At 40.5% G+C, this 21,885-nt stretch carries 20 protein-coding genes; 5 read left to right on the forward strand and 15 right to left on the reverse strand.

The features are described from left to right. Positions 1-58: 58 nt before the first annotated feature. The 12 genes from rplJ to ACYQ1N_RS03825 form a co-directional block, all read right to left on the reverse strand. On the reverse strand, positions 59-631 hold the full coding sequence (rplJ, locus tag ACYQ1N_RS03770; RefSeq protein WP_459832914.1) for a 50S ribosomal protein L10: 573 nt from the start codon (positions 629-631) through the stop codon (positions 59-61). Between the two features lie 192 nt (positions 632-823). Then, positions 824-1,519: a 50S ribosomal protein L1 gene (rplA, locus tag ACYQ1N_RS03775; RefSeq protein ID WP_459832917.1), complete on the reverse strand. Its 696-nt coding sequence runs from the start codon at positions 1,517-1,519 to the stop codon at positions 824-826. Positions 1,520-1,604: 85 nt separating this feature from the next. Then, positions 1,605-2,030, reverse strand: coding sequence for a 50S ribosomal protein L11 (gene rplK, locus ACYQ1N_RS03780; protein WP_177955615.1), 426 nt, complete (start codon positions 2,028-2,030; stop codon positions 1,605-1,607). A gap of 68 nt (positions 2,031-2,098) precedes the next feature. Next, positions 2,099-2,644, reverse strand: coding sequence for a transcription termination/antitermination protein NusG (gene nusG, locus ACYQ1N_RS03785; protein WP_459832920.1), 546 nt, complete (start codon positions 2,642-2,644; stop codon positions 2,099-2,101). A gap of 29 nt (positions 2,645-2,673) precedes the next feature. After that, a complete protein-coding gene (secE, locus tag ACYQ1N_RS03790) occupies positions 2,674-2,913 on the reverse strand; it encodes a preprotein translocase subunit SecE (RefSeq protein WP_459832922.1) in 240 nt (79 codons plus the stop codon). Between the two features lie 25 nt (positions 2,914-2,938). Beyond that, positions 2,939-3,088, reverse strand: coding sequence for a 50S ribosomal protein L33 (gene rpmG, locus ACYQ1N_RS03795; protein WP_177955618.1), 150 nt, complete (start codon positions 3,086-3,088; stop codon positions 2,939-2,941). 139 nt (positions 3,089-3,227) lie between these two features. Next, the gene (locus ACYQ1N_RS03800) at positions 3,228-3,926 is read right to left on the reverse strand and encodes a ComF family protein (protein ID WP_459832986.1); all 699 of its coding nucleotides are present in this window, start codon (positions 3,924-3,926) and stop codon (positions 3,228-3,230) included. Between the two features lie 193 nt (positions 3,927-4,119). Beyond that, the gene (gene recD2 / locus ACYQ1N_RS03805) at positions 4,120-6,507 is read right to left on the reverse strand and encodes an SF1B family DNA helicase RecD2 (RefSeq protein ID WP_459832925.1); all 2,388 of its coding nucleotides are present in this window, start codon (positions 6,505-6,507) and stop codon (positions 4,120-4,122) included. Next, positions 6,508-7,509: a rod shape-determining protein gene (mreB, locus tag ACYQ1N_RS03810; protein ID WP_459832927.1), complete on the reverse strand. Its 1,002-nt coding sequence runs from the start codon at positions 7,507-7,509 to the stop codon at positions 6,508-6,510. A 180-nt stretch (positions 7,510-7,689) separates the two neighbouring features. Continuing rightward, entirely contained in the window at positions 7,690-8,880 is a 1,191-nt protein-coding gene (gene metK, locus ACYQ1N_RS03815) for a methionine adenosyltransferase (RefSeq protein ID WP_459832930.1), read from the reverse strand. A gap of 183 nt (positions 8,881-9,063) precedes the next feature. After that, positions 9,064-10,356, reverse strand: coding sequence for a trigger factor (locus ACYQ1N_RS03820; RefSeq protein ID WP_459832933.1), 1,293 nt, complete (start codon positions 10,354-10,356; stop codon positions 9,064-9,066). Positions 10,357-11,113: 757 nt separating this feature from the next. Then, complete coding sequence (locus ACYQ1N_RS03825; RefSeq protein WP_459832936.1) at positions 11,114-14,536, reverse strand: pyruvate carboxylase; 3,423 nt, start codon at positions 14,534-14,536, stop codon at positions 11,114-11,116. 223 nt (positions 14,537-14,759) lie between these two features. On the opposite strand from ACYQ1N_RS03825, the gene ACYQ1N_RS03830 reads away from it, so the two are divergent. Next, positions 14,760-15,545, forward strand: a complete 786-nt coding sequence (locus ACYQ1N_RS03830; protein WP_459832939.1) for a biotin--[acetyl-CoA-carboxylase] ligase — start codon at positions 14,760-14,762, stop codon at positions 15,543-15,545. 120 nt (positions 15,546-15,665) lie between these two features. On the opposite strand, the gene ACYQ1N_RS03835 is transcribed toward ACYQ1N_RS03830, so the two are convergent. Then, positions 15,666-15,902, reverse strand: a complete 237-nt coding sequence (locus ACYQ1N_RS03835) for a hypothetical protein (protein ID WP_459832941.1) — start codon at positions 15,900-15,902, stop codon at positions 15,666-15,668. 156 nt (positions 15,903-16,058) lie between these two features. On the opposite strand from ACYQ1N_RS03835, the gene ACYQ1N_RS03840 reads away from it, so the two are divergent. The 4 genes from ACYQ1N_RS03840 (at position 16,059) to ACYQ1N_RS03855 (ending at position 19,992) form a co-directional block, all read left to right on the forward strand. Beyond that, complete coding sequence (locus ACYQ1N_RS03840; protein ID WP_459832943.1) at positions 16,059-17,090, forward strand: FAD:protein FMN transferase; 1,032 nt, start codon at positions 16,059-16,061, stop codon at positions 17,088-17,090. Further along, positions 17,087-17,821: a lysophospholipid acyltransferase family protein gene (locus ACYQ1N_RS03845; protein WP_459832946.1), complete on the forward strand. Its 735-nt coding sequence runs from the start codon at positions 17,087-17,089 to the stop codon at positions 17,819-17,821. The genes ACYQ1N_RS03840 and ACYQ1N_RS03845 overlap by 4 nt, the downstream gene beginning before the upstream one ends. 99 nt (positions 17,822-17,920) lie before the next feature. Next, positions 17,921-18,343, forward strand: coding sequence for a hypothetical protein (locus ACYQ1N_RS03850; protein ID WP_459832948.1), 423 nt, complete (start codon positions 17,921-17,923; stop codon positions 18,341-18,343). Positions 18,344-18,525: 182 nt separating this feature from the next. Next, entirely contained in the window at positions 18,526-19,992 is a 1,467-nt protein-coding gene (locus ACYQ1N_RS03855; RefSeq protein ID WP_459832950.1) for a nicotinate phosphoribosyltransferase, read from the forward strand. Positions 19,993-20,191: 199 nt separating this feature from the next. Here the strand turns inward: ACYQ1N_RS03855 and ACYQ1N_RS03860 are convergent, their stop codons facing one another. Both ACYQ1N_RS03860 and ispE read right to left on the reverse strand, forming a co-directional pair. Continuing rightward, complete coding sequence (locus ACYQ1N_RS03860) at positions 20,192-20,860, reverse strand: GntR family transcriptional regulator (protein ID WP_459832952.1); 669 nt, start codon at positions 20,858-20,860, stop codon at positions 20,192-20,194. Between the two features lie 107 nt (positions 20,861-20,967). Next, positions 20,968-21,846 carry a 4-(cytidine 5'-diphospho)-2-C-methyl-D-erythritol kinase gene (gene ispE, locus ACYQ1N_RS03865; protein WP_459832954.1) on the reverse strand — a complete coding sequence of 293 codons (879 nt, stop codon included), beginning with the start codon at positions 21,844-21,846 and terminating at the stop codon, positions 20,968-20,970. Positions 21,847-21,885 lie beyond the last annotated feature (39 nt).

A 21,885-nucleotide genomic window follows, 5' to 3' on the forward strand; every position in this document is an offset into this window, starting at 1 on the left:
TTTATTGTCTCCTATGTAAAATAAAGTTATAAATTACCGTGTTAAATAACAAATTAAATTATTCTGCTGTTTCTTCAGCCTGAGCCTCTGCAGGAGCTTCCTCTGCCGCAGGAGCCTCTTCGGCTGCAGGTGCTTCAGCAACACCTTCACCGGCTTTTTCCGCAATCTGATTAAGTACGCGTGCAAAGTTGGTAATAGGTGACTGGAAGCTGCCAAGGAGACGTCCGATAAGGATATCTCTTGATGGGATTGAAGCTACTTCTTTGATACCGTCTGTATCATAGTAGTCACCCTCTACAACTCCTGATTTAAGTGTAAGTGCTTCTGCATTCTTGCTGAAATCCGCAAGGATTCTTGCAGGTGCAGTAGCATCTGTTGTACTGATTGCGATTGCAGTAGGTCCCTTTAAATCATCAGATAAAGATTCAAATTCAGTACCTTTGATAGCTCTCTTAACCAATGTGTTCTTGTATACTTTGTATACAACATCAGCTTCTCTAAGTTGCTTACGAAGCTGTGTGTCCTGCTCTACCGTTAAACCCTTGTACTCAGCAAGAACAACGCCCTGTGCACCTTCAAGATTAGATATAATCTCATCTACAATCGGCTGCTTTAATTCAACTTTAGCCATGTTCTTTCCTCTCTATAATTATTCCTAAAAACAAAGCCGGTGAATGCTCCATTACAGCATTCACCGGCTAAGCATAATAAATCACGATCTAAAATGCCCTCGGCCGGCGAAAATCTTTAACCCCGTAAGGGGACCTGCTGTCTTTAGGTACGTGTATCAGTCTATCATAACAACAAAATTTTTGTCAATAAATTACTGAACAAATTTTGCTGTGTTAACTTTTACGCCCGGACCCATTGTTGAAGCAATTGTAACACTCTTTAAGTACTTACCCTTAAGTGCTGACGGTCTTGCCTTAACGATTGCAGACATAAGTGCGTCAAAGTTCTCCACAATCTTCTCTTCATCAAATGAAGCCTTACCGATCGGAACATGAACAATGTTAGACTTATCAAGTCTGTACTCAATCTTACCTGCCTTGATGTCGGCGATAGCCTTAGTTACGTCCATTGTAACAGTGCCGGCCTTAGGGTTTGGCATAAGACCCTTAGGTCCGAGAACCTTACCCAATCTACCTACAACGCCCATCATGTCCGGAGTTGCTACTACTACATCAAAGTCAAGCCAGTTATCGTTCTGGATCTTTGGAATAAGTTCCTCGGCACCTACATGATCAGCGCCTGCAGCAAGCGCCTCATCAGCCTTAGCGCCCTTAGCAAATACAAGAACTCTTACCTTTTTACCTGTTCCGTGTGGAAGAACTACGGCTCCTCTGATCTGCTGATCTGCATAACGACCGTCACAGCCTGTTCTGATATGTGCTTCGATTGTCTCATCAAATTTTGCAGAAGCGAGCTTCTTAACAATACCGCAAGCTTCCTGTGGATCATATAAAGCTGTCTGATCAACGTTCTTAACAGCCTCTAAATACTTCTTTCCTCGTTTCATAATTCAGTTTAACCTCCATAGTGGTAATTACAAAACCAAACAATTGATTTCTCCCACTTTTATCATAGAATACTTAGCGTTATTATTACTCTTCGATCTTAACACCCATACTTCTTGCAGTACCTGCAATCATGGACATTGCTGCTTCAAGAGATGCAGCATTAAGGTCAGGCATCTTTGTTTCGGCAATCTTCTGAAGATCTGCCTTTGATAAAGTTGCAACCTTATCCTTGTTAGGTACTCCGGAACCTGACTTAATGTTGCATGCCTTTTTGATAAGGACTGCAGCAGGCGGAGTCTTTGTGATAAAGCTAAATGTTCTGTCAGCATAAACTGTTATAACAACAGGAATTATAAGATCACCCTGATCTGCTGTTTTAGCATTGAACTGCTTTGTGAATTCTACAATATTAACACCGTGCTGACCGAGTGCTGGTCCGACAGGTGGTGCAGGTGTTGCCTTACCTGCAGGAATCTGTAATTTAATATATCCTTCTACTTTCTTTGCCATTATGGCACCTCCTATTGTGGTATTTCGACTTCTTGTCTCCCACGTTCGAACGCGAACGAACGGCAGGATCAGATAATTCTAACATCTCCGAAATTAACTTCAGCCGGAGTTTCGCGTCCAAACATATCTACAACGATAGTAAGCTCCTGCCTACTGTCATTAATACTCTTGATCTTTCCCTGCATTTCCGCAAACGGACCCGAAAGAATAATCACGCTGTCGCCAACCTGACCTTTGAATTCAATACGTTCTCTCGGTTTGTCTTCCGGAAGATCAATTCCCATTGCTTTTATTTCAGCTGCAGTCAAAGGAATAGGCTCAGAACCCGGTCCCACGAACCCCGTTACTCCTCTGGTGTTTCTGACTACATACCATGTGTCGTCATTTTGTATCATCTTAACCAATACATAACCGGGGAACATCTTTCTGGACATGGTCTTCTTTGTACCGTCTTCCTTATGTTCCGTTACCTGCTCTGTAGGAACAACTACTTCAAGGATCTCATCTCCAAGATCTCTGTTTTCAACTGTTTTTTCTATATCGACCTTTACTTTATTCTCATACCCCGAATAAGTATGGACAACATACCATTCAGCTTTATTGTCTTGGTTCATGCTATTCCCCTTCATTCATCCCTGTCATATCAAAATTGAGTTAATGCTTCGATACCGATACGTAAACCGAAGTCCATTGCCGCAATTATAATCGCAAGTGCAGCCATAACTATAATTACCGTGATTGCCTCAATCCAAACCCTTCCGGCTTTCGGCCAAACAATCGGCGCAATCTGAGCAATCTCAGGTTGCGATGATGAGCGGATGCCGTTATCCGCAGATTCAGCTTCTTTCGCAGTCTTATTAGGTTCCATGTTATCTTCACTCATAATAATACTACCTCACTCAGCCGAATTACTTTGTTTCTTTGTGTAATGTATGCTTTCTGCAGAACTTACAATACTTCTTTGTCTCCATTCTCTCCGGATGAAGCTTCTTTTCTTTCATTGTGTCGTAATTGCGCTGCTTGCACTCTGTACACTCTAATGTAATCTTTGTACGCACTTCTTACTCCTCCTATTAATAATTGTAGAATTTGCTTTAGGTTTTTGGCATAAAAAAAAGACCTACCCCGTAGCCTTTCTAATATATCATATATATTTTATTATAGTCAACCGTGTATTTAAAAGCGGGATATACCGGATCAAAACCCCGCTCCTATACACACGGTCAGTCCGAACACTCCGGATACTCCCACATTTTTCACGGCTTTTGCGCACTCGCTCAATGTAATGCCCGTTGTATAAATATCGTCCACAATAAGTACGTTTTTATATTTTTTATCGCCCTTCGCCTCAAAGGCGCCTCTTATGTTAGACATTCTTTCAATGTCTGTCAGCTCCTTCATAGGTGACGTCTCCCTTATCCTTTTAAGATAATTTCGGTCCGCGGGAATTCTTGAATACTTGCTGAGAGACAGCGCGAGCAGCTCCGCCTGGTTATATCCTCTTGAACGGACTTTCTTATCGCTCATTGGCACCGGTACCAAAGCGTCTATGTCCCACGATGTTATTTCGGTGCTGTATTCTTGCCACATTTTTTTGGCAAATGTATCAGCAAGCCGTCTTTGATTTTCATATTTAAACCTATATATTGTTTTTCTTAAGAATTCATTATATTCAAATGCCGAAATATGTCTGTCATATAAATGATTTCTGTCTTTACAGTCGTTACATATGGGGTCGGAAAACGAAGACAAACTCTTTCCGCATTTCTTACACCTTATACCGGAAGTGGGTATAAAAATCTTTTCACATATACCGTGAAATTCACCTTTTACCGTAATTTCGCCGCACACCGGACATGTCTTCGGGAATACGGCGTTTAATATGATATTAAATATATTTTCAAACGATTGTCATCACTCCTTTTCAATATCGTAAACCTTTCGGCATATTTGTCTTTTTTTATTATATTAAGTGCAATTTCAGGAATTATAATGCACTGTTTATCTGTAAGCACTGTCTCGCGCTTTATGTTACAGGCACCGTGTAACTCGCACATGTTTCATACATAACCCGATTTCACTGCTCCGTTTACATGAATTCCGCATACGCCTCTTTAAGCCTTTTATCAAATGTCGAATATCTCTTCAATTCATATTCATTGTCTTTCATTTTATTGAATATTTCTTCAACACCGACAAGACATACGCATTTCCTGGCACGTGTAACGGCAGTATATAAAAGCCTTCTGTTAAGCAGCATTCTCGGAACATTGTACATCGGTATTATTACTGCCGGATATTCACTTCCCTGAGCCTTGTGAACCGTCAAAGCGTAGGCCGGTTCCAGTTGTTCCAATTCCGATTTGCTGTATGTGACATATCTGCCGTCGTCAAATACAACCTCAACCTCTCCTACCGAACGGTCTATGCCGCGAATCAAACCGGTATCTCCGTTAAATACTCCGACTCCCTCCGTTGACATTCCAAAACCGTCGTACTTTCTCCATTCCATGTTGTAATTATTTTTTATGTGAATTACTTTGTCTCCGACTCTGTATATTTTACCGAATACCTCAATTTCATCCCTGCTTTCCGACGGAGGATTAAGCAGAGACTGCATTATTTCATTTAACCTGTTTACTCCTACGTCCGTCATTTTGGAAGGCGCAAGAATCTGTATGTCTTTAGAGTCGCATCCGACGTATTTAGGCAGCTTGTCATGCAGCAGCGCATATATTGCATTAATAATATCATTGGGATTATCCCTTTTAATAAAAAAGAAATCATTACTCTTTTTGTGTAAATCCACACCTTCGCCTCTGTTAATCCTATGAGCGTTTGCAACGATGTCACTTACGGCATCCTGCCTGAATATCTTCTCTAACTTAACCACGGGAATGCAGCCGGATTTGATTATATCCCACAGGACATTACCCGCCCCAACGCTCGGCAGCTGATCCGCATCACCGACAAGAACGAGTCTCGTACCTACATTTACCGCTTTAATCAGAGAATACATGATATTTAAATCAACCATGGACATTTCATCAATAATAATTACATCCGTTTTCAGCTTATTCGTTTCATTATATTCAAACTGTACATTTACTTCATCGTCAATATTTTCACTTTGCGGTTTGAACCCCAGTAATCTGTGTATGGTGCCCGCCTCTCTTCCGGTGGATTCGCTGAGCCTTTTAGCCGCCTTCCCCGTGGGAGCGGCAAGGGATATCGAGAAACCTTTGTTTTCAAATACATTTATTATGGTCTTTATTACGGTGGTCTTTCCCGTTCCGGGTCCTCCCGTAATTACAAAAATTCCGTTGTTGACAGAACCCTCTACAGCCTTTCTTTGAAGGTCGTCAAGTGTTATCCCGCTTCTCTTCTCCGCCCTGTCAATATCGCAATCATCAAACACACTGTCAACATCTCCGTCAAGTCTGAGAATCCTTAACGCAAGAGAAGATTCTAATCTGTAGTAAAGAGGAAGATATACAAATATATTATCGGGGGAAGCATCTTTGGCATGCAGACCTGCATTTTCCGATGATTCAGATCCAAGTTCCCTGAAAAGATCTTCCGGAGATAATGTTTCATCCGCCGCAGCTCCGCTTACCCCTGTTTCGCTCTCATCCTCTGCGGTGTTGTATTTAATGATAATTTTGTTGTCAATATCCATTTTTTCAAGACATAAATCCACATCTGATTTATTGACATCTTTTATCAGGTTGCCTATATATCCGTACAATACACTCTTTGGCAAATATGTATGTCCGTTGGCTGCGGCCTGTTCCAGGCTGTATATTACGGCAGCCTTTATTCTGAAAGACGAATTTTCATACGCTCCCGTTTTTATCGCAATCTGATCGGCGGTTTTAAAGCCTATATTTTTAATATCCTCAATAAGCCTGTATGGATTTTCTTTTATTACCGAATATGCCTTATCACCGTAAAATTCATATATTTTCGCGGCTGTTTTTATGCTTATTCCGTACTGTTGCACATAAATTGAAAGGTCGTTGGAATTCCTGTTGGCCTGAAGAACCTTTTGATATTCTTCCGCTTTCTTTTTCGATATTCCTTTTACGGCCGCCGCAAGTGTCTGAGGTGCGTTAAGCATAATATCATATGCGTTGTCACCGAATTCGTTTATGATTTTTTTTGCAGTAGCCTCTCTGATTCCGGGAATTCCTCCGTTCTTTAAAAATCCAAAAAAAGCCTCTCTTGAGAGAGGCTCTACTGTCTTGTATGTCTTAACGCTGAATTGCCTGCCGTACTTGGAATGTTCCGTATATTCGCCCTTAAGCTCCAATCTGTCTCCCTCGTGAAGCTCAATAAACAAACCGACGCAGCGTTCTTCTTTATTATTGTCTGTAATTAAAGTAAAGACGGAATACCCGTTATCATCATTTCTGAATGTAATTCTTGAAACATTTCCCTCTATGATTATATGTTCCGATTCCTGTCCGTTGTTCATTTACTCGTCCTTATTGTCTCTTTCTCCGGCCATAAATTCTACGAATTTACCTGTTCCCACGGCAACCGCAGTCATTGGATCCTTGGCTGTTACGGTATGTATACCTGTTTTAGATTCTATAAGTTCTTCCAAGCCTCTGAGGAGACTTCCTCCCCCCGTAAGGATAATTCCTCTGTCCGCAATATCCGCAGCCAATTCCGGAGGAGTCTGTTCCAAAACCGTATGAACCGCGTCCACAATCTGAGTTGTTGCCTCTCTGAGGGCAGCCTCAGTCTCATCGGAACTGATTTCCACTGATTTAGGAAGTCCCGTTACAAGGTTTCTTCCCTTAACCGTCATTTTCTTAACCTCAGGAAGAGGGTATACGCATCCTACTTCTATTTTAATCTCTTCAGCCGTTCTTTCACCGATATACAGGTTATGATTCTTTCTCATGTAACGAACAATCGCCTCATCAAAGTCATCACCCGCAATCTTAATGGATGCGCTTACAACCGTCGAACCGAGAGAGATAACGGCTATATCCGTTGTACCGCCGCCGATATCTATGATCATATTGCCGCATGGCTTTGAAATGTCCACTCCGGCGCCTATTGCAGCCGCAATAGGCTCCTCAATTATGGCAACTTCTCTTGCCCCGGCCTGAATGGTTGCGTCTTCAACGGCCTTTCTTTCAACTTCAGTTACGCCGGAAGGTACACATACGCTTATTCTCGGCTTTCTGAACATATGCTTTCCATATGCCTTTTGTATGAAATATTTAAGCATTTTTTCCGTTACTCTGTAATCAGAGATAACTCCCTGTCTAAGAGGTCTGACAGCGACTATGTTTCCCGGCGTTCTGCCGATCATAAGTCTTGCTTCTTCACCGATAGCTTTAATCTTGTTAGTTTCTTTGTCAAATGCAACTACCGAAGGCTCCTTTAATACAACGCCTTTGCCTTTTATATATACAAGTATACTTGCCGTTCCTAAATCTATACCAATATCTGTAGATGACATATACTACCCCTCTCAATCTTATAACCGTAACCCCCATTATATACAATGGCTATATAAAATAAAAGAATTAAAATATTAAAAGAATGTAAAACAGGATGCCTGTTTCTTTACCCAAAAAAAGACATAGTATATACAAGAAACCTTATTCTTTGCATATCTATGTCTTTGTATTATAAAGTATCAGAGTACGTACTTCTTAAGGTCATCTACCTTGTCAAGCTTCTCCCATGGAAGATCGACATCAGTACGGCCGAAATGTCCGTAAGCTGCCGTCTGCTTGTAGATAGGACGTCTGAGGTCAAGAGTCTTGATAATTCCCGCAGGTCTGAGGTCGAACTCCTTACGGATAATCTCTACAATCTTATCCTCGCTGAGTTTGCCGGTACCGAATGTATCAACCATGATCGATGTAGGTGTTGCAACACCGATGGCATATGAAACCTGGATTTCAAGCTTATCTGCAATGCCTGCCGCAACAAGGTTCTTTGCAACATAACGTGCCGCATATGCCGCAGAACGGTCAACCTTTGTGCAGTCCTTGCCTGAAAATGCACCGCCTCCGTGTCTTGCTGCTCCGCCGTATGTATCAACGATAATCTTACGGCCAGTAAGTCCCGAATCACCGTTAGGACCTCCGATAACGAAACGACCCGTAGGATTGATGTAAATCTTTGTATCGTCATCAATCATGTTGCCGTCAACAACGGCATCGATAACATACTTTCTGATATCGCTCTTAATCTGTTCCTGAGTAACTTCAGGTGAGTGCTGTGATGAAACAACAATGGCATCAAGTCTTACAGGCTTATTGTTCTCATCATATTCAACCGTAACCTGTGTTTTACCGTCCGGACGAAGATATACAAGTGTACCGTCTTTTCTTACCTTTGTAAGCTGTCTTGCGAGCTTATGTGCAAGAGCTGCGGAGTAAGGCATGAATTCAGGCGTCTCGTTAGTCGCAAAACCGAACATCATTCCCTGATCTCCCGCACCTACGGCATCAAGTTCAGCATCCGATTTGTCGGATTCTCTTACTTCAATGGCCGTATCAACACCCTGAGCAATGTCAGGTGACTGCTTATCAACAGCAACCATTACGGCACAAATATTACCGTCAAATCCCTTTTCCGATGAATCATAACCGATTTCCTTAACGGTATCTCTTACAATTGTAGGGAAATCAACCTGAGCCTTTGTAGTAATCTCGCCCATAACCATTACAAATCCCGTATTGGTAAGAGTTTCACACGCAACTCTCGCAAATGGGTCCTGCTCATATATTGCATCTAATATCGAATCCGATACCATGTCACAGATTTTATCCGGATGTCCTTCTGTAACAGATTCAGATGTAAACAATCTTTTTTCCATTCGTAAATTACCCTTTCTGAACATTAAAACTCTTTGAATAATATAATTAAGTCGTAAGTATGTCAAGACAACAAGTGGTTACATATCCCCGAAAATGTTTTGTCATTCCCTGTCCCGGCGCAAAATTTATCAAAATAATCTCATGCGCGGATTACAAATTTTAATCTTTTATGACTTTGTTTCTTAGTTTCCGGTTGTCTCCTTTGCCTCCGTTGTCTCCGTTGTTCCGGTTGTTTCGACGGCCTGTGTACTCTCATTTGCATTGTTTTCAGTTGTCTGTCCTTCGGATTCATTTGAATCGCCGCGCTCCGAAACACTTATAACATATGATGCAACTTTTGAATAAAGGCTCTGGTATCCCAGTTCGCAGTTTATTTTCTTACCGTATTGCTTGATTAATGCATTAAAATCGTCAAATCCGTAATATGCGGCAAGAGTTCCTCCGAGGAACGTAATATCTTCCGTGGATACTTTAATATGGTTCTCTCTCGCAATCAGAGTAACTATCATCTTCTGTTTAAGATATGTCTCCGTTGTATCCTGTACATATTTAGAAAATTCTTCTTCGTTCTTTCCGTATACCTTCTGAATATAATCATCGTATGACTGTACTCCGTATGCGGAACCGTACTGTTCATATTGAGATTTAATATTCTCTTTATATGTATTTTCAAGAGCATTCTTTTCCTCTTCCGGATAACCCTTGATTTCCGTTTTTTCCAAAATCTGATTATATACCGTTTCAAATTCCGCAATATCGTTATTTTGCTTTGCCTGTTTAGCCATAGACTCCTTTATGTTGTTTTTGAGTTCGCCTATGTTCTCCGGTTCTCCGTATCCGAAATTGTTAAACATCTTGCGGTTATCTTTTACCCACTCGTCATTGGCTTCGGGAGTTGTTGTTCTTGTAATTTTTGTAATATGAACCTTAAATACCGCATTTTTTCCTTTTAATGCTTCAGATGAATAATCGTCCGGGAATTTTACCGGTATGTCATAATCCTTATTTGCCTGCAGCCCCACAAGCCCCTTGTCCAAATCGCTTATATACTGCCCGGAACCTATCGTATAAGTCTGATCCGAAGCGGTTCCGCCGTCAAATGGCTGACCGTCTATGGTTCCCGTATAATTAAGAACTATCTGATCTCCGGATGCCGTTGTTCCTCCGTTCGTTATATCTTCCGTTTTCTTACTCTTTGAAATCAATTCCTGAATCGCTCCGTCAACAGCCGAATCGCTGATATTTTCGGAGGATCTGTCTACTGCCGTCGTCTTAAGGCCTTTGTATTCACCGAGAGTTACATAGTTCTTATATACGTCTGCGGTATGCTTCATAAAAGCTTCATAGTCTCTTGCTTCTATTTCCTGATTGGAAGTATCCGTACCGGAAAATGTCTTACATCCGGAAAGAATTACCGTACCTGCCGCCATCATGCACACTCCGATTATTCCTGTTTTTTTATTTAATAATTTCATATTAACTCCTAACATCTGATTATATTAACCTGTCCGCATAAGCGTTAGGTTTTACAAACTAATCTATACTTTAAAGGTTTGATGCCGATAAGTAAAGATATTATAGAATTCTCAATTTCTCCGTATAATAAAAATAATCTACCGTAAAGTAGATTATTCAGAAAATATTATATCTTATAAAATTGTATATAAAAACTTACATTCCGATATTCTCAAAGGGTATGTCTTCAATTAATGTTGTTTTGCGGTCCTGTCACATTTAAACAAACAAGCCCTTACGGTTTCATACTGCGAAAAGTTTTTGGGATTATTATTTATTAGGGATTATTTATTAGTATCACAAAATATTAGGGTTTTGCAAAATTCTGAAACCGTAAGGGCTTATTCTGTTTGTTTTGTTTGTTTTGTAGGAATGTATATCTCTATACAATGTGCATGATACATTCGTAACCTTAAACGAACTTAAAAAAAACGATATGTTTTTTAAGTTTATTCTTTATTTACTTTCAGTTTATTGTTTCATAATATCCGCCTCACCCGTTTCGACTCTATCCTGTACCGAAACACAAAAAGGACCGCGAGACGTCTCTGCATACCGCCTGAAAAGTAAGATTATAATCTTACTTTTCAGGACACTGCATTCATCTCTGCGGTCCTTTTTCCGATTTCCGTTACCGATTATAAATATTTATCAAAACACAATCATAATCTCATTCCGGATACGGATTTTATTAATTTACGGCATAACCATATTGCATCAGCCTTCTGACAGTTTCATAAGGAGCTGTCCGCCTTTAACGGTGTCGCCCTCTTTTACGAGTATTTCTTCAACCACACCGCTCATTCCGGCAATAACCGCCGTTTCCATCTTCATTGCTTCGATGGTTGCAATGGTCTGGTTCTCTTCAACTTTGTCCCCCACCTTAACGGCAATGTTGGCTATTGCGCCCGGAATTGAAGCTCCTACCTGTGATTTATCTTCCGGATTAACCATAGGCACTTTAATAATTGTCTTCTGAGCTTCTTCATCCGGAACCTGAACTTCACGGCGGATACCGTTCAATTCAAATACCACCGTCCTCATTCCGTCTGAGTCAATATCTCCGAAGTCTAAGAACTTAATGTTCAATGTCTTTCCGTTGGCAATATTGACTTTAGTTGTTTCACCCTTATCAAGACCATGGAAATAAACATGCGAAACAAGTTCCGTAGTATATCCGAACTCATCCTGAGACTTAACAAAGTCCTTAAATACCTTAGGATAGAGAGCATATGAAATAACATCTCTGTCTTCGGCATCATGACAGAATTCCTGTACTTCCTTTTTCATGGCATCGAAATCCGCAGGCTCAAGCATTTCACCCGGACGGCACGTAATAGGTTTTACGCCTTTAAGAACAACCTCCTGTAAATCCTTAGGGAATCCCCATGCAGGCTGTCCCATCATGCCTGAAAAATAACTTATTGCCGAATCAGGGAATGCAAGATATTTGCCCTTTTCAACGATGTTGTCAGGAGTGAGCTCATTCTGAGTCATAAATATTGCAAGATCTCCGACCATCTTTGATGAAGGCGTTACCTTAACAATGTCTCCGAGCATGTCGTTAACGACCTTGTAATTCTCCTTTACCTGAAGGAAACGATCTTTGAGTCCGAGGCTCTCAACCTGTGGCTTAAGATTAGTATACTGGCCTCCCGGAATCTCATATCTGTAAATATCCGTAGCCGGAGATACAAGGCCCGACTCAAACGAAGAATATCTTTTACGAACATCTTCCCAGTAATCCGTAAGGTGCTGAAGTCTGCCGAGGTCAAGTCCCGTATCTCTCTCTGTTCCCTGCAGTGCCGCAACAACAGCATTAAGAGAAGGCTGAGAAGTAAGACCTGACAATGAAGAAATGGCAAGATCCACAACATCGGCTCCTGCTTCAACTGCCATAAGAACGGCCGCCACCTGGTTGCCCGACGTATCATGTGTATGAACCTGAATAGGAACGCCTACGGCCTGCTTAAGTTCCGAAACAAGTTTCTTGGCCGCATAAGGCTTTAACAGACCTGCCATATCCTTAACGGCAATCATGTGAGCACCGCGCTTTTCAAGCTCTTTTGCCATATTAATATAATAACTTAACGTATACTTATCACGGTTCGGATCAAGGATATCTCCGGTATAACAAAGAGTAGCCTGACAAATCTTACCCTGATTAAGCACTTCATCCATGGCAACTTCCATGCCCGGAATCCAGTTCAGTGAATCAAAAACTCTGAATACGTCAATTCCGCTTTTAGCCGCATGCTTTACAAATTCTCTTATTACATTATCGGGATAATTCGTATATCCTACGGCATTAGATCCTCTGAGAAGCATTTGAAGAAGGATGTTCGGAACTCTTTCTCTTATCTTGTCAAGTCTCTCCCATGGTGATTCATGAAGGAATCTGTATGCAACGTCAAACGTCGCACCTCCCCAACATTCAAGAGAAAAAGCGTCCGCTTCAATCTCGCTTGTGGCATCCATGGCTTCGACAATATCCTTAGATCTCATACGTGTTGCAAGAAGAGACTGATGAGCGTCTCTCGTCGTGGTATCACAAATAAGAACTTTTTTCTGCTCTTTTACCCAGTCTGCAACAGCCTTAGGTCCCTTACTGTCAAGAAGCTGTTTTAAGCCGTCAGGCTTATGTCCCGTGAGAGGCGGTATACGAACGTCGTCATATCTCTTATGGTGTCCCGATTCCGCAAGGGTCTTTGTGGCAATATACTTAAGCATCTTGGTTGCCTTGTCTTCGCCGTTGTCAAGATTAAATAATTCAGGTGTCTCATCAATAAATTTTGTATGACATTTGCCTTCAATAAATGTCTTATTGGTAAGAATGTTGGAAATAAATCCGATATTTGTTTTAACTCCGCTGATTCTTATCTCCTGAATGGCTCTGAGCGTCTTCTTGCACGCATTCTCAAATGTATTGTCCCAACATGTTATCTTAACTAGAAGAGAGTCGTAATAAGGACTGATAACGGCACCTACGCCGGATGTCGCTCCGTCAAGACGCACACCGAAACCTCCCGGTGAAAAATATGAGGTTATCTTACCCGTATCAGGTGCGAAGTTGTTAGATGGGTCTTCGGTTGTTACACGGCACTGAATTGCATATCCGTTCTGGTGAATATCCTCTTGGGATTTAATTCCGATCATATCATCGGATAATTCATAACCCTCGGCAATGAGAATTTGTGAACGAACAAGGTCAATACCCGTACACATTTCCGTAATCGTATGCTCTACCTGTATTCTCGGATTCATCTCTATAAAATAGTGATTACCGTCTTTATCAACAAGGAATTCAAGAGTACCTGCATTTGTATACTTAACATGTTCCGCTAACTTTAACGCATCATTTAAAATATTTTGCTTTACATCTGCAGGGAGCGAAAATGCAGGAGTAAATTCAACAACTTTTTGGAATCTTCTCTGAAGAGAACAGTCACGCTCATAGAGATGAACTATATTTCCGTGTTCATCTCCGAGAATCTGAACTTCGATATGTTTAGGCTCAACCAAAAATTTTTCCATAAAGATATCGTCATTATCGAAAGCTTTCTTTGCTTCTGCCTTAACAAGGTCAAAGTTAACTCCCACTTCTTCGATGGTATCGCAACGTCTCATGCCTCGGCCGCCGCCGCCGGCTGCCGCCTTTAAAATAACGGGGAAACCGAATTCCGCCGCAAGTTTCTCGGCTTCTTCTCTGCTTGCAAGAGGTTTTTCGGTTCCCGGTATCGTAGGAACATTACATGCTAAAGCCATTTCCTTTGCCGAAAGCTTATCTCCCATCATATCCAATATATCTGACTTAGGTCCGATAAATTTGATTCCGGCTTTCTCACACTCTCTCGCAAATTCGGCATTTTCGGCAAGGAAGCCGTAACCCGGATGAATTGCGTCTACGTTATGAGTCTTTGCAATGTCTATAATCCTTTGGATATTTAAGTATGCTCCGAGAGGACTGTAATTATCCCCGATAGGATATGACTCATCCGCCTCTGTTCTGAAAAGCGCATTTATATCCTCATTTGAATAAATAGCAACTGCCGTAAGTCCCAAATCATGACACGCTCTGAATATACGCATCGCAATTTCTCCACGGTTGGCCACTAAAACCTTATTAAATCTTTTTGGCATTTAATATTCCCATCCTTTCTTTGTCAATTAAGATAATCTAAGAGACATAAATACCCTTTTACTATCTGCTTGATATATATGTATAGATTAACAGAAATCCTTAAAAAAATAAATATCCTATAGCGATAATTGTATTTAACTTAAAAATATTATGTATTTATTTCATTTTACTTGTATAATATTAGCATATTTAAAAAAATTAAACTATATAACGGAGCACATTATGACTTATAACGATTTTTCCGAAAAAAACATACTTAAATACATGGATAAGGATCATCCCCGCCTGTATTTTTTTGACTCAACGGACTCTACCAACAACTTCGCAAAGCATCTTATAGCAAATAAAGAAGCCGCCGACGGAATATGTATATGCGCCGACGAGCAGACTGCCGGTCGGGGAAGACAGGGAAGACCTTTCTTTTCTCCTCCCCATTCCGGCGTCTATCTTACATTGATAAGGGATATGAATTGCATGAGAGATCCGGTGATACTTAAAACAACCATTGCCGCATGTGTGGCGGAATATGAGACTCTTCTTGAAGTCATGGGAGTTGACACGTCAATTAAATGGGTAAACGACCTCTTTTTATACGGAAAAAAGATTTCCGGAATTCTGACGGAAGCCATCGATCATTATATTATTATCGGCATAGGCATCAACTGCAATACGTCCGATTTTCCGGATGAACTGCAAAATATCGCAGGTTCCGTTGAAAGCGGTTCGGAGGGCGAAGACAATTCCGCGGACAGAAGCCGAATTGCCGCCGTATTGTGGAAAAAGTTAATGTATTGGACAGACAGAACCGGTTCCCGAGAATTAATTGACATATACAGACAACATTCATTCCTTATAGGAAAAAACATAACATTCACAACGGACGGCATAACACAATGCGGACTTGTAGAAAACATAGACGATGACGGCGCTCTTATTGTGATAAACAAAAACAACGGCGAAAAAAAGGTTTTGAATACCGGAGAAGTTCATTTGACATCATGGGATTAAACGACTGAAGATGATAAAAACGATTTCAAATAACAGATATTTAAGCCGAATTGAATAAAATATAAAAAGCGAGACGGTAACGGCAATTCAAAACATACCGCAAAACCCTCTCGCTTATTTTTATGCATTGTAATCTAATTCTTTATATTCGTGAGCGTCAGATGTTAAATCTTCCCATTTCTCTTCGGATTCTGCAAGAACAACTCTCCATGAATCTCTCTCAGCCTGGCTGTTGGCATGGCTTCTGTAATATTCTTCTTCCTGAGCACCGGCCTTTGCTTCTTCCAAGTCAGTGAACTTCTCACAGTTCTTGATACTTGCATCATTTACGTTCTTACGAAATACATAATAATACATCTAATACCTCCCATAATAAGCCCTGAGGCTTAATTGATTATTCCGTGATATTATAACATATAATTAGTATTTCCCAAACACTAATTTATATTTATAAGGACAAATCCTTCACTATAATATATAATAATTTATCTGAATATATTAAGGAGACTTTTTATGAATTTTAAAACTATATGCTTAGCTTCCTGTGCGGCAGTTTCATCCGGCGTCATACTGTCCGGATGCAGCTCCGGTTCCGTTATCATCGATACACCGATTAAATCTGAAGGATTTAAGCTGGATACCATAGTTTCTGTCAGTTCTTATGACAATGTTGACAAACAGGTTATTGATAACGCTTTAAATATATGCGATACATATGCGGATTTGTTTTCCATGTATGACGAAAATTCCTTGCTTTGGAAAATCAATCACAATATAACTGATGAAATGCCTGCGGAAATGGGGCATATGATTGACGACGCTCTTAAATATTCATCCATGAGTGACGGAGCGTTTCAACTTTCCATAGGAAGCGTGTCTGAACTCTGGGATTTTACAAACAGAACAAATAATTCAACCGTTCCGTCCAAAGAGTCAATAGATAACGCTTTAAAGTATGTGGACGACAGCAAGGTGTCAGTACACCCGAAAGACGAATCCGATCCCAACGGCACATGGGTCATTAATAAACCGAGCGAAACCAAACTGGATCTCGGAGCCGTTTCCAAAGGCTATATAGCCGATAAGATAAAGGTATATTTATTGGAAAATAATGTACACCATGCAATAATAAATCTCGGCGGAAATGTTCTCTGTGTAGGCGGAAAAGGTGACGAATCTTTTAATATAGGCGTGCAAAAGCCCTTCGGCTCAAGTTCCGACACATCCGCAACCTTGAGTATCTCCGATATGTCAGTCGTTTCATCGGGAACATATCAACGCGGTTTCACGGCATCCGACGGAAAATATTATCATCACATATTGGATGCGAGAACGGGTTATCCAATAGAAAACAACCTTCTCCAGACCACAATTATATCCAAAAACTCATTCGAGGGTGACTGCTTAAGTACATTAACATTTATTCTCGGACTCGAAAAAGGTATGGAATTAATTAATAAAACAGATAATGTTGAGGCTGTCTTTATTACAAATGACTATAATCTTCATTATTCCGACAATGCAAAAGGATATGTAAAAGAATGAATTTTTTTAGAACCATCGCAGGATATGCCTTTCTTATTTTCTTCATGATAATAAGCTGGCTTTTCCTTCTTCCCATCGGATATTTCATCGGAAGATCAAATAAAGAAAAGGGGCAGAGATTCTCCGTAAAAATTATTAAATGGGGATTCTCCTGTCTGTCCGCGATTGCGGCCGACGTAACCGTAAAGGGAACGGAAAATATTCCAAAGGATGAGCCTGTTGTATTTATGGGTAATCACAGAGGATATTTTGACGTAATCATCACATATCAATACCTTCCGTTTCTTACTTCGATAATTTCAAAAGACGCATTAAAAAAGTTCCCGGTTGTAAGCAACTGGATGTCCAGAATAGGCTGTCTCTATCTGGAAAAGGATAATATAAAACAAAATCTCGGAACCATTATGACAGCCATAGATTATATTAAAAACGGAACGAGTATGCTCATCTTTCCTGAGGGTAAACGAAATTTAGGCGCCGGAACAGATACCTTTCAATCCGGAAGCTTCAAGCTGACACAAAAAACCGGTGCGAGAATAGTTCCGTTTTCAATTACAAATACAAGAGAGGTATGGGAAAGACAGTTCCCATGGCTCAGTCGTCAGAAAGTAGTACTTGAATTCCTCCCTCCGATAACAACTTCCGATTTGACAAGAGAAGAGCAAAAAGCTCTTCCTGAAACCGTGAGATCCGCTGTTGAAGACTCATTTATAAGAAACGGCGGTAAATAATCTTTTTTAATATGCACTTTTATTACACACCTTAAATATGGTATAATTCAAAATCAGTGATTTTATCAGGTAATATTTATTATTTTCAGGAGATTATTTATGGACTTGTGGCTTATACTTCTTATTGTCGTTGCCGCTCTTATCGCTGCTCTTATAATATTCTACTTCGGATTTGTAAGGCCGAGAAAGAAGCAGATGAATGAACAGCAGGAACAAATCGATGCAACAAAACAGACAGTTACAATTTATGTCATCGGAAAGAAGAAAATGAAGATTTCCGAGGCGGGATTTCCTAAAAGCGTTCTCGAATCTACACCTGCAAAATACCGCAATCGTAAAGTGGATATCGTGAAAGCTAAAATAGGTCCTCAAATAGTTTCGCTTGTTGCATCCCGCGAAGTTTTTGATTTGGTTCCGACCAATACCAATGTAAAAGCCGAGATAAGCGGTGTTTATATCACAAATGTTCATGCGATGAAGGGCAACAAGCCTCTCGAACAGCCAAAGAAGAAGAAAAAATAATTCGGTGCCCACCGAATATATAAAAGTCATTGTATTATGAGATTCGTCTTAATTTCGAATCCTTGCCGATACAATGACTTTTTATTTTATGCAGTGAATTTATCTTGCTTTATTCTCCGTAATAATATATAACGGTTTATATTTACATTTATCATGAACTATAACAGCGGGGGGACAACTATATGCCAAGAGATTTATCATTATTAACGGATCTGTATGAATTAACCATGATGCAGGGATACTTTAAATCAAAAAAGAATAATACGGTGGTATTTGATGTATTCTACAGAACAAATCCCTTCGGAGGCGCATATTCCATATGCTGCGGAATAGAACAAATGGCGGACTATATTAAAAATCTGTCATTCACATCCGAAGATATAGATTATCTCAGAAGCACGGGATACTTTGAATATGATTTTCTTGCATATCTGTCTGATTTCCGTTTTACCGGAGATGTATATGCCATTCCGGAAGGGTCCGTAATCCTCCCTAAAGAACCGATAATTAAAATCGTAGCACCGATTATCGAAGCACAGCTTATTGAACCCGCGGTTTTAAACATCGTTAATCACCAAAGTCTTATAGCCACCAAGGCCGCAAGAATAAAACACGCCGCAGGCGATAATGCGATACTTGAATTCGGACTCAGAAGAGCACAGGGCCCCGATGCCGGCATATACGGTACAAGAGCCGCATATATTGCCGGCTGCAGCGGAACAAGCAATGTTCTTGCCGGCAAGATGTTTGACATCCCTGTACTCGGTACTCACGCACATTCATGGATAATGTCATTTGACAATGAATATGAAGCCTTTAAAACATATGCGGAGATTTACCCGGACAACTGCACTCTTCTGGTAGATACATACAGCACGCTGCGCTCGGGTGTGCCTAATGCCATAAGGGTATTTAAGGAAATGAAAGAAAACGGCAAAGATATGAGCAGGTGCGGTATAAGAATTGATTCCGGAGACCTTGCGTATCTTACGAAACGGGCACGTACAATGCTTGACGAAGCAGGCTTATGTGAAGTAAAAATATCAGCATCCGGAGATTTGGACGAAAACCTGATTTCCTCTTTGAAGGATCAGGGAGCAAGGATAGATTCCTGGGGCATAGGCACAAGAATGATTATTGCGGAAGGCAATCCTTCCTTCGGAGGCGTATATAAGCTTGCGGCAATAGAAGAAAACGGAGAATTTATTCCCAAAATAAAAATATCGGAAAACTCTGTCAAGATTACCAACCCCGGCAATAAGTCTCTTTACAGAGTATACAATAACGAAGGAAAGATTGTAGCAGACCTTATCACCCTGGATTACGAAACATATTCAGAACGAGACGACCTTCTGCTCTTCGACCCGATTGAAACCTGGAAGCAAACAATTATGCACAGCGGAGAATATACAATAAGGCCTATGCTTGAACTTATATTCAAATCCGGACAATGTTTATTCAATCCGCGTCCGATCAGGGAAATTCAGGAATATTGCAAAAAAGAACAGGATACCTTATGGGAAGAATCCAAACGACTTTTAAATCCTCATACCATACATGTAGACCTGTCAAGACCTCTGTATGAAATGAAGCAGGACCTCCTTAATAAATACGGCAAAGATCAGCTTAATTACAGAAGGAAGGATTGATTGTCGGAGATTATTGCGTTATATATTAATACGTGCATAACACCCAAATGACTGCATTTGTTTCGGTTAATAATTAAATATGACATAAAAAGGGATACCGGCTGTGTACCAACCTCCCGATCGTCGGATTTTCAATCCGGCTTTCGGCGGTCACCTCACTGTACGGTATCCCTTCTTTTAACTCTTATTATTTCTTTTATCAGCTTTCGGATATTGTTCTTTCAATATCTTTTTCCTGATTGGTTATATGTTCTCTTATTAAATCGCAGGCCTTTTCCTTATCTCCGTTCTCTATATATTCTATCAGACTGTTGTGTTCCTTTATCAAAGTCTGGTGCGAAGATTCATTTTTTATATATTCAAGACGATATCTGTATAACTGTTCTCTTAAATTATTAAGCATCTGCATAAGGCGAAGATTGTTTGTTGACTTGTAAATAATGTCGTGGAATTTTACATCCGCATCTACTATGTCAAATATATCCCCTGCTTCCACGGCCTTGTCAAATAATTTATTGGCTTCCTTTAATTGTGTAATCTGAGACTTTGTTATTCTTTCACAGGCCAAAGCCACCGCAAGATCCTCAAGTGTCGTCCTCACCTCAAGCACATCACGCATGTCTTTTTCCGTTATGCTTGCAACTTCCGCACCGCGTCTCGGTATCATTTTCACAAGCCCCTCAAGTTCAAGCTTTCTTATGGCTTCCCTTACGGGCGTCCTGCTTACGCCCAGCATATTAGCGAGCTGTATCTCCATAAGTCTCTCACCGGGCTGCATTTCGCCCTGTAAAATAGCTTGTCTGAGTTTAAGAAATACCACCTCTCTGAGCGGCAGATTCATATTGTCATCTATTTTTGCGTCTTGCATAAAAATTCTCCCTAAAATAATTCACATGAACAAATTGCATTACGTTCATAACATAAATTCTGCCTGATTATGTAATCATATTATGTATACATTAATTAGGAATTACATTATATCAACTCAGTAACATAAATATCAAGATTTGAATATTCCGACTTTAATTTATTTGCCGCGTTTTCTGCCTCTTCTTTTCTTTCAAACATAGCAAAAACCGAAGGTCCGGAGCCGCTCATCATTGTTTTTATCGGTCCGGTTTTTTCAATTCCGTCAATAATATCTTTTAGGACAGGATGAGCGCTGCATATGACATTTTCAAATGTATTGCCCATGTACGGAGCAATATCCGCAATGCTTGCGCTTCTCTCCTCCAAAATCTTCTTTATTGAAGAAACGTCGGGATGAATATTGTCGGAAGCTTTATCAATCGCTCCGTATGCTTCGCCGGTTGAAACTCCGAAACCGGGTTTAACAAGAAGGACATATGCCTTATCCGGACTTTCAAGGTGTCTGAGCTTTTCACCTCTGCCATATGCATACGCACATCCTCCCATTATACAATACGGTACGTCAGATCCTATCGACGCTCCCATATCGAGCAATTCATCTCTTGTCAGGATAAAATTATACAGTTCGTTTAAACCCTTCAATACCGCTGCAGCATCCGTACTCCCCCCCGCAAGCCCGGCGCTTACGGGTATGTTCTTCTCTATATGTATGCTTACTCCGTCCTTTTTATTGTGTTTCTCCGCCAAAGCTTCAAAGAACAGTACGGCGGCTTTGTAAGCAAGATTGGAACCGTCCCGAGGTATGTCCGAAGAATCTGACGACAGGCTGATTTCACCTGAGTCGTTAAGCTTTAGCGATACAACATCATGTAACCCTATTTTATTCATTATCATACGAACATCGTGGTATCCGTCATCTCTTCTGTCAAGCACGTCAAGAGCAATATTTATTTTGGCATATGCTTTTATCTTTATCATATTCATATCTGTCACCTTTATGAAATCAATTATCCGTAAACAGAC

Source organism: Howardella ureilytica, from assembly GCF_054657495.1.

Coding starts and splice junctions, on each gene's coding strand:
- rplJ (WP_459832914.1), bottom strand. CDS start 631: ATGGCTAAAGTTGAATTAAAGCAGCCGATTGTAGATGAGATTATATCT.
- rplA (WP_459832917.1), bottom strand. CDS start 1,519: ATGAAACGAGGAAAGAAGTATTTAGAGGCTGTTAAGAACGTTGATCAG.
- rplK (WP_177955615.1), bottom strand. CDS start 2,030: ATGGCAAAGAAAGTAGAAGGATATATTAAATTACAGATTCCTGCAGGT.
- nusG (WP_459832920.1), bottom strand. CDS start 2,644: ATGAACCAAGACAATAAAGCTGAATGGTATGTTGTCCATACTTATTCG.
- secE (WP_459832922.1), bottom strand. CDS start 2,913: ATGAGTGAAGATAACATGGAACCTAATAAGACTGCGAAAGAAGCTGAA.
- recD2 (WP_459832925.1), bottom strand. CDS start 6,507: ATGAACAACGGACAGGAATCGGAACATATAATCATAGAGGGAAATGTT.
- mreB (WP_459832927.1), bottom strand. CDS start 7,509: ATGTCATCTACAGATATTGGTATAGATTTAGGAACGGCAAGTATACTT.
- metK (WP_459832930.1), bottom strand. CDS start 8,880: ATGGAAAAAAGATTGTTTACATCTGAATCTGTTACAGAAGGACATCCG.
- ACYQ1N_RS03820 (WP_459832933.1), bottom strand. CDS start 10,356: ATGAAATTATTAAATAAAAAAACAGGAATAATCGGAGTGTGCATGATG.
- ACYQ1N_RS03825 (WP_459832936.1), bottom strand. CDS start 14,536: ATGCCAAAAAGATTTAATAAGGTTTTAGTGGCCAACCGTGGAGAAATT.
- ACYQ1N_RS03830 (WP_459832939.1), top strand. CDS start 14,760: ATGACTTATAACGATTTTTCCGAAAAAAACATACTTAAATACATGGAT.
- ACYQ1N_RS03835 (WP_459832941.1), bottom strand. CDS start 15,902: ATGTATTATTATGTATTTCGTAAGAACGTAAATGATGCAAGTATCAAG.
- ACYQ1N_RS03840 (WP_459832943.1), top strand. CDS start 16,059: ATGAATTTTAAAACTATATGCTTAGCTTCCTGTGCGGCAGTTTCATCC.
- ACYQ1N_RS03845 (WP_459832946.1), top strand. CDS start 17,087: ATGAATTTTTTTAGAACCATCGCAGGATATGCCTTTCTTATTTTCTTC.
- ACYQ1N_RS03850 (WP_459832948.1), top strand. CDS start 17,921: ATGGACTTGTGGCTTATACTTCTTATTGTCGTTGCCGCTCTTATCGCT.
- ACYQ1N_RS03855 (WP_459832950.1), top strand. CDS start 18,526: ATGCCAAGAGATTTATCATTATTAACGGATCTGTATGAATTAACCATG.
- ACYQ1N_RS03860 (WP_459832952.1), bottom strand. CDS start 20,860: ATGCAAGACGCAAAAATAGATGACAATATGAATCTGCCGCTCAGAGAG.
- ispE (WP_459832954.1), bottom strand. CDS start 21,846: ATGAATATGATAAAGATAAAAGCATATGCCAAAATAAATATTGCTCTT.